The organism is Microcoleus sp. PH2017_34_RAT_O_A, from assembly GCF_020737885.1.
Lineage (GTDB): Bacteria > Cyanobacteriota > Cyanobacteriia > Cyanobacteriales > Microcoleaceae > Microcoleus.
The window spans coordinates 21,343-34,874 of record NZ_JAEQDD010000001.1 but is presented as its reverse complement, the minus strand read 5'-3'; the positions used below and the strand labels follow the sequence as shown (position 1 = coordinate 34,874).

Genomic DNA, 13,532 nt, shown 5'->3' with positions numbered 1-13,532 from the left:
AAATTCTGATTGTCGATCGACTATACCTTCTCCCGCCTTTCCAAGACACAGGCTCAATTCTGAGCCGGAGTTGGTGCGGGAGTTGAACTCTCCAAACTAGGAGGGGGTTCTGGCAAGTGGACGATCGGGGCAGCAGGATTTTTCAAGTCAATGTAGGCTATTTTGCTTGAATCTAGCTGTTTTGGCAATTGTCGCATTCGGTCTAAAACTTTAAGCTGCTCGATAGTCTTGGAACTGTACGGCCCTAAGTGTACCGTACCGATCTCTGTTTTCAAGATCAAGTTATTTGGGTTTTGCCAATCTATCTCAAACACTTTCACAGTCAAGCCGCTGAGTCCTTGGTAAAACTTCGGCCACGAGGCTCGATACTGTTCCAAAGGCCCGATGACTTTTAAAGTTGGCAAAGAATGCTGGGGCCCGGTTCCCTGAGGGCTGACCGGTGCGATCGAACTATTGTCCGATCGCACAGCAGTATAGCTCTCTGACGGCATCCAGCCTCCGCGAGCATCCAGCCACCCCACCTTGTCCTTGTCGCTAGATTTCAACACCGCAGTCGGCTGTGCCACCGCCACCGGCAGCCTTTCTGACACTTCTATCGTCAAAGAAGGCGGAAACAAGTTGCGAGTCACCTTCGCTTTGGCGATCGGCCCCGTTGACTCCAGCTTTTGGGCCAGGGCCTGCGGTTGAATTCCCCACAGCGACTGCGGGTAAGACAGCGGCACCAAAGAGCGCACCGCCTTGTCCGACAGCCACTGATTGCCCTCCACCTTCACTTGTTCCGATCGAGCAATCAACCAAGCCGGCTGTGCAATCCACCACAGCAAACCCCCGGCGATCGCGCTCGCTGCCAACATTTGCCACATCAGGGCTGCCGATCGAGCGCGACGCTGCCGCCGCAACTCTTCGCGCCTGCGCCCTAACTCTTTTTGAGAAACCACTCCAAAACTAGCCATCTACCTCTTGACAATTTAACTAGACAGACGGGAATTCCCCCACTATACCGTAGTCGGTTAATAGGGGTTGACACTCGAGCGGGCTAAAGCCACGCTCGATTCTGCGGACAAAGCAGGCTTGGGCAATGCCCAAACTCTAACTCTCGCTGGGAGTCGTCAAGCACCGTCTATTCAGTCGGTCAAGGTTTACACCTAACTTACTGACTACTTTGATAGAGTCGAGGGAATAATTACTCATTCCCCCTCTCCTTCAAAACCGTACTTGTGACTTTCACCACATACGGCTCCTCAATGACCTGGCTCTTGTTATGAGTACCTTTAACACTAGAACGGGTTGTCATCCCAGTTCTCCAAACGGACATCTCCGTCTGTTGCCGTTTTCAAGTCGTGGCAGTGGCGGTGAAGAAGCTGCCAATTACTATATTCATCCTTACCTCCTCTAGAAGTACGGATAACATGGTCAACTTCCCATAAATCGCCGTATTTGAAACTCAGCTCGCAGAGTACACATTTCCCAGCCTGCCTTTTCAAGAGAGTGGCTACTCTGGAAGACAGTTCCGGGTGGCTACTCATACGCTTACCCCAGTAGACTAAATCTCCATCAAACGGGCTTCTTGCACCCTGAACCTTGGTGTGGCGTACTATTGGAGTACTTGAATGTTTCACCAAGGCTGTTCCGCCTGACGTGGCAAATGTCCAGTTGTCTTTGCCTACGGTACGCCAGTAGTTACTAACAGTATCGTGGGCGTTAGTTTTGGTGCATCTGCTTTTTGCCCATGCGAGAAGCTTTTGATAGGTGAGGTGGTCACATTTGTTAAATGTTTCCTTACTCACAGATGACGCATAATAGTTACACCATCCTCTGATTATCGGATTGAGACGGCTTATCAATGCCTCTTGAGGGGCATTATGATGTTTATCTATTACTTGTCCTATCTTGTCAAGATGTCTCTTGACTGCTTCCTTTGTGGGTTTGATGATTGTTGTAAAGCCTAGATTTATTACTTCTTTACTAGGGGAATATTGATTACCCTTAGATAAAGTTGCCGCTCTGTATGCCCCTACTTTGTACTGGCGCACATTAAACCCTAAGAAGTTGAACCCCTCAGAGGTGTGGCATATTCGCGTTTTACTTGGCTTCAATTCTAGTCCCATGTTTTTTAGCCATTCGTCTGCTTTTTGTCTCAGGAGGGTTACAAACTCCTCAGACTCATGGAGTATCACAAAATCATCTGCATATCTTACTAGCGTAGGTTTAACCCTAGTAGTACTTTTCCTTCCGGTAGTCGTTACTATCCCTCTGGTGATTGTGTAGAAGCTTGTAATGAAATCCTCAAACCCGTGTAAGGCTATGTTTGCCAGAAGTGGAGAAATGACTCCACCCTGCGGTGTACCTTCCTTGGTGTTTGAGAATACTCCGCTATCCATCACTCCTGATTTCAACCAAGCTTTAATTTGCTTGCGTAATGTCGGGAATGTATTCAATTTTTGGAGCAGTGCTTTATGGTTTATGCAGTCGAAACATTGTGAGATATCAGCGTCAAGCACATACTTGGCTTTTAGGCTGACATTTTTGAAGATTGTCTCAATCGCATCATGGGCAGAACGTCCAGGTCGAAATCCGAAGGAATTTCCCTCGAATTTAGCTTCCCATTCTGGCTCAAGTGCCAGTTTTACTAGGGCTTGTAAGGCACGGTCAAACATCGTGGGTATACCAAGAGGTCGTTTCTCGACTTTTCCCGGCTTATCAATCCACACTCTGCGGGTAGGTTTGGACTTCCCAGTCACTTTGAGATGAGTTACCAAGACAAGACGGGCATGGGGGGTTAGGTTTTTAATTCCATCTACACCTGCCGTTTTCTTACCCTGGTTATCCTGCGAAACCTTCCTTACCGCGAGACACTTACCCGACCAAGACCTCATCAAAGTCTTCTGGAGTCTCCGAACTGCTTTAACGTCGCCACGACTAGAGGCTTTGAAGATTCTCTTTTGGAGCTTGAAGACTCGTACCTCTAACTTTCGCCAGGGTAAAGCCTTCCATTCCACCGTCTGATTGTTCAGCGTTTTAGACATTTAATCTCTCACTCAAGATTCTTCATTCCAAGACATCGTGAATCTGTCAGCATATCCTTACCATTACAGTGAGGCATTCGCTTCTGACTCAATCCCACCCTCTTTCTGCTTGTGGTTGGAACCTACTTAGGTATTCGACCTCCTAAGAGCGTGAGAGAGGGTTACTTCGTTCCGAGTGGTCATTTCAAGTCTTTTAGAGCGACACTATTCACCGGGTTTCTTTGGAGTGCTAGTTAGTCAACTAAGAATTTGCTAACTCCTTATCCTTGCCTTTTGGCTTGGGGTATCAGCCTTATTACCCCATTCAACATCACGATGATTCAGGCGTGCCTTCAAGCTTTCGCTTTACTCATGAGAACTTCTGCTTGGTAGTCACTGGCTTAGGCTGTCAGTGCTTTTACCTTCTATCCCTTGCAGTCGGTTCTGGGTTTTCCTGCCCATGTCCCTAGGGATATGCTTTCACCCCAGCACCAGGGGGGATGGACTTCGGTTTCTAGGGTACTTCCGTCACCATCATGTTCCACTCAGTTATCCAGGTCGTCCCTGGCTAGCCATCCTCCGCATTGCTTATATAGCAAGGGTTTCAGCTAAACGAATCGCACTCTGAGGATATTGGCAGAACCATTTAGGTCTGCATTCACCACGGTTCCATCGGCAGACTGATACAATCCACGCTTAATTCGTCTTCCCGACGCTTTCCACCCTTCTGGCTTTTCACCGTACTTGCGTAGGGAGTCTCCATCAAGAAAACTAGCTTTGGATGTATATGCTTCTTCGGTTTCAATAAACCTGATGCCGTGTAAGTCACACAGTTGATTTAATCGGTCTTTCAACTTTCCTAAAGGCATTTGAACAAACTTTTGATTGTTCTTTTTACCCATATTAGCATTAGACTTAAAGCCTTGATTCCAGCCACAAACAATGTTGCCAATGCTGTGTTCCAAGCAATGGCTAACAATCAACTTCGCGGTCTTGTTAATGCCATCGCGCATTTGGTGGTTGCGTTTTCGGGTTGCGCGGTCTAGCCAATTATCCCAATAACCTTCTGCCTTTCCTTCTTTTCTAGTTGCTACTTTTTTGTTCCATAGCTGATTCATTGCTTTCATAGCGCGAGCATCAATCAAGAAAGAATTTCCCAATGTATCAATGCAGGCTGCTAAATTGTCAGCAGTTCCCAAGTCAATTGATAACGCTTGATCGATGTCTAGGCTGTGTTGTTCTTTTTCAACCTCGTAAGATGTTTCAAGATAAAAAGCACCATTCTTAGGTAGAATCGTAAACTCTTTCACCTTGGAAAAGTCAAGATTTGACGGCATAGGCAGAAAGAATTCGGAAACTTCAAACCACCGCTTTACCGTCAATCCCAAGGAGAATCTTAGCTGATTACCAATAAGTTTAGGTCTTAAGCCCCCTGAGTTTGGATAAGCTACTTTGAACAACTTAGGCTCTTTCAGGTATCCCGGTGGCTTGGGCTTAAAATATAATTGACCTTTGATATACAAATCTCTTAATTCTTTAAAAGATTTAAAGGCTTCTGCGACCGACATCAATGTTTGCTGCATTGGCGTTGATGGCAACGACTTAGCAACCATTGATTTTGCCACTGACGGCTCAAAAGATAAGTCGAACTTTCCAGTCAACAGCTTTCCTGTTTTAAAAAAAAGTTTGGCGAGCCAAATATACACCACTGTTCTACAGTTTTTTGGATTGTCGGCACAGGTATTCTAGTAATGTTTGAAGTTCTTTGTCTGGTGACAGTAATACTTGCTGAACACCCATTGCTTTTCGTTTTTTTGGCACCTCTGTTTTCCTGAATATTGGTTGATTTGCTTATTCTAAACGAGTATAGTGGATACGTCAATTTGTATCAACAAACTATTTATGCTGCCACTTGCCGAATACAAAACGCACAACCACGTTAAGTTCTTACTAAACTACCACTTTGTCTTTATCCCCAAGCGCCACAAAAAAGTTTTATTGGGCGACGTGGCGACTAGAACTCGTCAGATTTTCCTAGAGTTGTCAATTGAGAAAGGTTGGGATATATTGGCGCTAGAAGTGGCCCCAGATCACGTACATTTGTTTGTAGCCGTCAAGCCAACGGACACCCCTGTCTTAGTAGTTAAGTTGTTCAAAGGTCGTTCTAGTCGTTTTTTGCGGGAGGAATTCCCGGAACTGAAAAAGCTGCCATCTTTGTGGACGAGCAGCTATTTTGTGAGTACAGCAGGTAATATCAGTAGTGAAGTGGTGAAGAAATACATAGAAGACCCGCATCATTCAGCTAATTAAGAAAGAACACTCTTGACTGAAGTAAAGAGCGTCGCTTCCCTCTCAGGTCTAAAGACTCGCTCGTTTCCCGCATCCCGTATTAGTTTTATGAAGCCTTGCGGATTTTGGCATTGGGAACCAGTGCTACTGCCAATGGACGGAATGTAAGTCAACGGGAGTAAGATTTCGGTCTTGCTGGATGCTGTTCCGCTTGAAGTTGGAAGCTCCCGTCATAGCGGTATCCCGCTTGACGATGAGTAGTTCACCCAGATCCCCGCGAAATTACCCATAAGCAGGGCAAATATCCGTAAATTCACTGATTCAGTTAGGTAATTAAAATTTCTTAATTAAAAATTCCAAATTCCCGCGCCGTCCGGTTGATTAGCAGATAGAGGTTGTTTGGGTATTTAGGGCATTACCCCACACCGCAAAAGGTGACAAATCAAACTAAACTCAACGAAAGAAAGTTTAGACTTTCGATTAACTCTTTTAACTTTTAGCCGGCTTCAATTGTGATCGCACTCGAATTAGACAGATTTTATAAAGCCTGCAACCCGAGCAAGACCCTTGTCGCGGGAGACCCAGGAGATTATCAATACTACATTGATTTTGGTTCGGTGCGGGGTGGCAAAATCATTGAATCTTTACAGCGAACCATCACCCGGATATCCCCCGACGAGCCAACCTGTCAGCTATTTACAGGGCATATCGGCTGTGGCAAATCTACCGAATTGTTTCGACTCAAAGCTGAGCTAGAGCAAGATGGTTTTTGCGTCGTCTACTTCGAGTCTTCCCAAGACTTGGACATGGGCGATGTAGACATCAGTGATATTTTGCTGAGCATTGCCCGCCAAGTCAGCGAAACGATGGAATCCGCCAAAATTAAACTCAGACCGAGCTACTTTACCAATTTGTTTGCAGAAGTGGCAGAATTTTTGCAGACTCCCATAGATTTGTCAGCGGAAGCGGAGTTATCTATAGGAATTGCTCGAGTTACTGCTAAAACTAAAGATTCTCCCAAACTACGATCGCAACTCAGGCAATATCTCGAACCCCGCACCAACAGCATCTTGCAGTCGATCAACGAAGAACTCCTCGACAGAGCTAACGCCGAACTCAAGCAACAAGGCAAAAAAGGCCTCGCAGTCATTGTTGACAATCTCGATCGCCTCGACGCCTCACTCAAACCCAGCGGACGCACCCAGCCAGAATACCTGTTTTTAGACCGTGGCGAACAGTTGAAAAAACTCAATTGCCACGTCGTCTACACCATTCCCCTGACTTTGATTTTTTCTAACGACTTTGGCCGTCTCGCCAGTCGATTTGGAGTCAAACCCAAGGTGATGCCGATGGTACCCGTGCTGAGGCGATCGGGCGACGATCATATCGAAGGAATGGCACTGCTGCGGCAGCTCGTATTGGCTAGAGCTTTCCCCACAGTCGCTCCCGCCCAACGCATCGATTTGATTTCCAAAGTCTTTGACTCTCCCGAAACTTTAGACAGGCTTTGCCGGATTAGCGGTGGCCATGTTCGCAATCTACTGATGCTTTTGTATAGCTGTTTGCAACATGAAGATCCCCCCTTCTCTCGCGAATGCCTCGAAAGCGTCATTCAAGAATATCGCGATGACCTTTTGGGAGCCATCAATGACACGGAATGGGAATTGTTGTTTCAAGTCGTCAACCGACAAAGTGTAACCGGCGAAGAAGAATCTCAAATCTTGTTGCGAAGTATGTTTGTCTTTGAATACCGGGATCAAGAAGGTCGCTGGTTTGGCATCAATCCAGCCCTAGCAGAAACCAGAAAATATCAGGAGTGGCAGCAACGAAATCACCAAGAATAGTTGGGATTTTTGAGATCGCATTCTTCGACTCTAAGATCCGTTAGCGGCGAGTAAATTGGAAACTATTTAACTTAAAATTTACCGTTCAAAACTCCCAATTTCTACAATCCAATAAGCACGCAGTCAGCGGTTTTTCCCACTGGCTGATTTCTCTTAAATGCGGTCTTTACGCCGCGCATATAATTGCCCCATAAATATTTGTCACCACACAATAAATTTCCCCAACCTCAACTGTCATATCTCCCATGCCAGACCAGGTAGGTATGTATTGATCCGTTGCTCCTAGTCTGGAGCGAGCATCCATGACGAGTTTTTTTTCTTTTTTCCAAATATATGCTACAGATATACCTATTGTTTACTAATAGCTAGTCGCTGGTATTATCGATACATTTAGCTGTCTGATATTGATGAATGGAGGATTTTATCTGTAGCTGACTAAAAAATATTTGATCTAGGTTTAATTTTTATTGTCAAGTTTCCCATTCTCTGAGATTGGGAGCTATGATGTTTTTAGATTAAACCTGATGACTATGTAAGTATTCATAGGAGAAGTACGAAAAACTACGTATTCCTACAGATATAAAGCGCCAGACCGATACGGGCATCTCTAAGTAGATACTGTTTCCGTCACGATCGGCAATCGTTAGGTAATTGATTTCTGCAAAAGGGGTGCACGCATGACCGATCTACTTAAACAACAAGAAACTGCCAGCTACAACGAGCGATCGCTCAAAACTCTGGTAAGATCCATCGCCATGTCTCAGCAGCAATTTTCGCTAATTTTAGTGCGCTGCAACTACGAGCAGTTGCGGCAGCACATAGCGCAGCGGCTGCGAGAAATGTCCGCAGTTCCAATTCAAGATCTCGTCCTGCCAGCATCCGTCAAAACCCTTTACACTACCCTCCAGGCAAACACGCTTCAGAACGGGGCTTCGGCTGTAGGTTCTGCCTCAGCTTTGATGGTATTTGGTTTGGAAACAGTAGTAGCGATCGACGAATTGATGGCCTCTACCAATCAAGTGCGAGATGAATTTCGCAAAAATTTTTCCTGTCCGGTGATTTTGTGGGTAACAGATGACATTGTGACCAAAATGATTCGTCTGGCCCCGGACTTCAAAAGTTGGGCCGCCGCCACCATTAAATTTGAAATGGCTGTTGACGAATTAATTAATTTCCTGGCACAGCAAGCCGATACTATATTTAAAGTAGGCGAAATAAATCAAGAACTAGGCAGCAGTACAGCCGGCACCCGACCAGGTTTTTGCGCCTGCGAAACCGACTGGGAAAAACCAGCCCAGGAGCATCAAATTAGCTCCGGAGAACGCTTTCTCACCTTTAACTCTCAACTGCAAAACGGACGACAATTAGATGTCCACTCGTATTCGCCTTTGAGTCCGGGCAATACCCTCGATTTGGCGATCGGCTCTTTGTCGCGCCGAGAACTAGAATTAGCTTTAAGAGATTTACAAAATCGCGGTCAAGAATTAGAACCCGCCCTGAAAGCCAGCCTGCAATTCGTTCTGGGTCGAGATTACTATGTCAGCGACCAAACTGAAACAGCATTAATTCATTACCAAGAAAGCTTAATATTTTGGCAGCAGCAAACCGGCAACTGGGAACTGGCAAACTGGGAATATGCCGAAAATCGATCGACCCTCTGCTCCTCATTGTCGAATCCTGTCCCCAACATCCTATTTTTAGAGAGAGAAGGCATAGTGCTATTTCACATAGCCCTGTGTCACAGATTGCAAGCAGCCAGAAATCCGGTAGCCAACCGCCACCACTGGGAACAAGCTTGGATTAGCCTGGAACAATCTAGAAACGCTTTCTCCCTTGCCGATCGCCCAGAATTGGTAGCTGAGGTGACAGCACACCTCGGAGAGGTACTGCAACGCCTCAAAGCTTGGGGAGAGTTGCAAGCATTAGCTGAAAATTCTTTGCAGTTGCACTTCACCTACGGTACTCCCAGCCAATTAGCTCAAGATTACGGGTTTTTGGCTGAAGTTGCCCTGCAACAGTCCAGGTGGAGTCAAGCCCGCCAGCTAGCCGAGTTGGCTTTGGCGATTTTGGATCAAACACCTAATGATTTAAGATTGTTGATTGAAGATTTGAGATTGGGATTTGCGGGAAATTATCCAGAATTCGTGGGTACTAACGAGTTCAGTAACGATCCCAAATCTAAAATCCAACATCCCAAATCCGATCGCAGTTCGTATCTTTTACTGTTAGCCCGAAGTTTGCGGGAGCTAGGTCAGTGGGAAGCGGCGGTTCATTCTTTGGAGTTGGCTCAAAATCAAAGCGAGCCCAAGTACGACCCCCGACTTTACATCGATATTTTGACAGAACTCCAAGCGGTTTATTTCGAGCAGGGAGAGTATCTCAAAGCTTTCCGGATTAAAAAAACCCAGCGATCGATCGAGTATCAATACGGATTTAGAGCTTTTATCGGAGCCAGCCAATTGCAACAGCAGCGTCAAGCTGTCAATCCTTCGAGCCCCTCAGCTCAAAATCAAGCTGCGATCGCAGCGGAAATGACAGCTTATTCCCGCCAAAAAGATATCAATAGATTGCTCGAAAGAATTAGCAGGGACGATCATAAATTAACTATTATTCACGGGCCCAGCGGAGTTGGAAAAAGTTCTCTAGTCAATGCCGGCTTAGTACCTGCTTTGAAAAATATTACTCCGGGCGCGCGGGATGCCTTGCCAGTAGTTATCAAAGTTTACACCGACTGGCTGGTGGAATTAGAAAACGCTTTGAACGGAGCGCTGTACGACAAACAAGCCGAAGATGAAACGCAATTAATCGCTCAAGGACTAAAGGAAATCCACAAAAGCAGTTGCTCTATTTCTCCAGAACGCGGCTCGGAAACTTCTTCTTTTATTATAGAGCAGTTGCGCGAAAATGCCACAAATAATTTGTTAACTGTGCTAATTTTCGATCAATTTGAAGAATTTTTCTTTGTTTCGACTTCAGTGGCACAAAGACAACTTTTTTATAACTTTTTGCGCTTGTTTTTGAACCTGCCTTATGTCAAGATAATTCTGTGCTTGCGCGAAGATTACTTGCACTATTTGCTCGACTGCGATCGCTTCCCCGATCTCGACGCCATTAACAATAATATTCTCGACAAAAGCATCCGCTACCAACTACGCAGTTTTTCAATAAAAGACGCGCGGGCTGTGATCGGACACTTAACGAAACGGGCAGAATATTATTTAGAACCGGCACTGATCGATGCCTTCGTCGAAGATTTAGCAGACGAACTGCAAGAAGTGAGACCGATCGAATTGCAGGTAGTAGGAGCGCAACTGCAAGAAGAAGGTATTACGACTCTAGCACAATACCAGCAATTGGGCGCCAATCCCAAAGCAGAATTAGTGAAGCGATCGCTCGAAGGAGTGATCTCTGACTGCGGCCTGGTTAACGAAGACGCAGCTTGGAAAATATTGTTTTCCCTGACGGATGAAAGAGGCGTGAGGCTGATTAAAACCAAAAACGAATTGTCCTTAGTGACAGGCCAGCAGCCGGCAGATGGGGGCGAAAGTGAATTATTGGCGATCGGCAGCAGAGGCAGAATTTCCCTACAGCGACAGTTCGCAAAAGAACCAGAAAGCGGACAAAAGAAAACCGACAACCTCGACTTGATTTTAGACATTTTAGTCGGTCACGGTTTGCTATTTCTGCTGCGGGAATCGCCCGAAGACCGCTATCAATTGGTACACGACTATTTAGTGCGGCCGATCCGCCAAAGATTCGGCTTAGAAGCCAGACTCCACAAAGCAGAAGCCGACAAAAAGATGAGTCAAGCACAGCTCTACCGAGCCAATACTTTTCTCAAACAAATGCTAGGAGTAGCAGTGATCGGCGTCCTATTGCTAACGAGTTCCACGATCGCCGCCGTCAACTTTTGGTGGCGGGCAGTCGGTCAAAAACAGCTAGCTGTCGCTCAAACTCAGCGAGCCGAAATCAGTACCCTCACCGCAGCTTCTGAAGCTCTTTATTTCTCAAACAACAAATTTGACGCCATGCTAGAAAGTTTGAGAGCGGGTAAAAAGTGGAGACAGATCGAAGGCTCCCAAGAAATGCACAGCCTCAAGGACACCGAAATTCTGATTGCTGCTGCCCTCCAGCAGGCAGTTTATGGCGTCAAAGAACGCAACCGCTTGGAGGGACACGGTGACGTAGTTTGGGGTCTGGGTTTCAGTCCAGACGGTCAAACAATAGCTTCTGCTAGCGTAGATAAAACCGTGAAACTTTGGCGGCGCGACGGCAGTTTGCTGGCTACTTTCAAAGGACACACTAACAGTGTCTCCTGTGTCACTTTCAGTCCCGATAATAAAACGATCGCCTCGGCAAGTTTAGATAAAACTGTCAAAATTTGGCAAACTGACGGCACTTTGCTGACCACTTTAACGGGACATACTAATAGCGTTACCACTGTTGCTTTTAGCCCTGACGGCCAAACGATCGCCAGTGCATCTACAGACAAAACTATCAAAATTTGGAAAACCGACGGTACGTTGCTGCAAACGATCGAACAACCAGCTCCCATAAATTGGATCAGCTTCAGCCGCGACGGTAAAATCATCGCTGCGGCGAGCGATGACGGCACTGTAAAACTGTGGAATGCTGACGGCAGGTTAATCGCTAATTTGTGGCACAGCGAAAACAAAAAACCCTCCAAAGTTTACACGGTCAGTTTTTCCCCCGACGGTGAAACGATCGCCAGTGCCGGTGAAGACAAAACGGTGAAAATCTGGAGCATCGCTGCCATAAAATACCCAGCCCGAAAAAAATCAGCCAAGGCAAAGGCGGGCGAACTGCTAACAACTTTGCGGGGACACAGCAAGTGGGTATTTGGTGTCAGTTACTCCCCCGACGGTAAAACACTTGCTTCTGGAAGCGCAGACGGGAGTGTCAAACTCTGGAGTCTGGCTGGTGTTGGCGACAAACGTCCAACGGATGCTAGCAATATTAAACCGGACAGTCGTTTGCTCAGAACTTTTGAGGGACACGCCGATCGAGTTACTCAGGTAAGTTTTAGCCCGGATGGCAAAACTTTGGCTTCGGCAAGTTTTGACAAAACTATCCGACTTTGGCGGCTCGATGATGTGCCCCTCAAAACCCTCGACGGACACCAAAACCGGGTGCAAAGCGTTACTTTCAGCCCCGACGGCCAAAAGCTGGCTTCTGCTTCTACAGACAAAACTATCAAACTCTGGAGCCGCACGGGGATTTTGCTCGAAACCTTGGAAGGACACACTCAGAGAGTCGCCAGCGTCAATTTCAGCCCCGACGGACAGCTACTGGTTTCTGGGAGTTACGACAAAACGGTGAAAGTCTGGAGTCTGAACAAAGATGCGACGAGTAATAGTCTCCCTTGTCCTTCGGCGCCGCTATTTCCGTGTTCGCCTTCTGTGCTGTTTACCCTGGAAGGACACGGCGACAGCGTGATGAGCGTGAATTTTAGCCCCGACAGCGAGATTATCGCTTCGGCGAGCAAGGACAAGACTGTGAAACTCTGGACGAGACAGGGCAGGTTGATTAAGACTTTGACGGGACACAAAGGCTGGGTGACTGGGGTGACATTCAGCCCTGACGGTTCGATGTTGGCTTCTGCAAGCGATGACGGCACTGTCAAAGTGTGGAATCGGGACGGTGGTTTGCTGAGGACTTTTGAAGGGGCTCACAATAGTTTTGTGTTGGGGGTTGCTTTTAGCCCTGATAGCAAAATGCTGGCTTCGGCTGGTTACGACAATTCGGTGAAGCTGTGGAAGGTGGACGGAACTTTGGTAGCGACGTTGCTGAAGGGTTCTAGCGACAGCGTGACTAGCGTGGGTTTTAGCCCGGATGGTTTGTTGGTTGCTTCGGGCAGTTACGATCATAAGGTGAAGTTGTGGAGCCGCAGCGGGACGTTGCTGAAAACTTTGACGGGTCACAAGGATAGTGTGATGGGCTTGAGTTTTAGCCCGGATGGGAAAATTCTGGCTTCTGCTAGCAAGGATAATCGGGTAATTTTGTGGAATTTGGATCTTGATGATTTGCTGGTGAGGGGCTGCGATTGGGTGGGGGATTATCTTAGAACTAATCCTAATGTGAGCGATCGGGATCGGCGTCTCTGCGACGGGGTGGTCGCAAAACCTCAGTTTTAGTCATTTGATTGTTGGCGGTTGACGGATGACTGTTGACTGTTAAGGAACGGAGGACACTCCAAAAGCCATTTCCCTACCGCAAAATAATCTATCGCGATCGTACCAGATGTAACTATCGCCCGATTAATTGTAGGGAAACGGCACTGCGCCGTGTCCTGACTTTGGGTAATATTAATTCCGATGCCACCGGATTTGATATCATTTGCCGATCGGGATTTGTGTTAAAAATCCCGCCTCTC

General features: G+C 46.7%; 6 protein-coding genes. 3 read left to right on the top strand and 3 right to left on the bottom strand.

The window, feature by feature from the left end; all coding sequences use genetic code 11:
* Window positions 1-53: 53 nt before the first annotated feature.
* The 3 genes from JGK11_RS00090 to JGK11_RS00080 form a co-directional block, all read right to left on the bottom strand.
* On the bottom strand, window positions 54-953 hold the full coding sequence (locus tag JGK11_RS00090) for an FtsQ-type POTRA domain-containing protein (RefSeq protein WP_293179315.1): 900 nt from the start codon (window positions 951-953) through the stop codon (window positions 54-56).
* A gap of 324 nt (window positions 954-1,277) precedes the next feature.
* Complete coding sequence (gene ltrA, locus JGK11_RS00085) at window positions 1,278-3,026, bottom strand: group II intron reverse transcriptase/maturase (protein WP_325315998.1); 1,749 nt, start codon at window positions 3,024-3,026, stop codon at window positions 1,278-1,280.
* A 587-nt stretch (window positions 3,027-3,613) separates the two neighbouring features.
* Window positions 3,614-4,711, bottom strand: coding sequence for a transposase (locus JGK11_RS00080; RefSeq protein ID WP_293186115.1), 1,098 nt, complete (start codon window positions 4,709-4,711; stop codon window positions 3,614-3,616).
* Window positions 4,712-4,907: 196 nt separating this feature from the next.
* Between JGK11_RS00080 and tnpA the strand changes: the two genes are divergently transcribed.
* From tnpA to JGK11_RS00065, 3 genes are all read left to right on the top strand, one after another.
* Complete coding sequence (gene tnpA / locus JGK11_RS00075; RefSeq protein WP_293186113.1) at window positions 4,908-5,315, top strand: IS200/IS605 family transposase; 408 nt, start codon at window positions 4,908-4,910, stop codon at window positions 5,313-5,315.
* A gap of 491 nt (window positions 5,316-5,806) precedes the next feature.
* Window positions 5,807-7,138: an ATP-binding protein gene (locus tag JGK11_RS00070; protein WP_293150090.1), complete on the top strand. Its 1,332-nt coding sequence runs from the start codon at window positions 5,807-5,809 to the stop codon at window positions 7,136-7,138.
* A gap of 677 nt (window positions 7,139-7,815) precedes the next feature.
* A complete protein-coding gene (locus JGK11_RS00065) occupies window positions 7,816-13,293 on the top strand; it encodes an AAA family ATPase (protein WP_293186112.1) in 5,478 nt (1,825 codons plus the stop codon).
* Window positions 13,294-13,532 lie beyond the last annotated feature (239 nt).

Excerpts from the sequence above, each read along its gene's own strand:
- ltrA (WP_325315998.1), bottom strand. The coding sequence starts at position 3,026 with ATGTCTAAAACGCTGAACAATCAGACGGTGGAATGGAAGGCTTTACCC.
- JGK11_RS00065 (WP_293186112.1), top strand. The coding sequence starts at position 7,816 with ATGACCGATCTACTTAAACAACAAGAAACTGCCAGCTACAACGAGCGA.
- JGK11_RS00090 (WP_293179315.1), bottom strand. The coding sequence starts at position 953 with ATGGCTAGTTTTGGAGTGGTTTCTCAAAAAGAGTTAGGGCGCAGGCGC.
- tnpA (WP_293186113.1), top strand. The coding sequence starts at position 4,908 with ATGCTGCCACTTGCCGAATACAAAACGCACAACCACGTTAAGTTCTTA.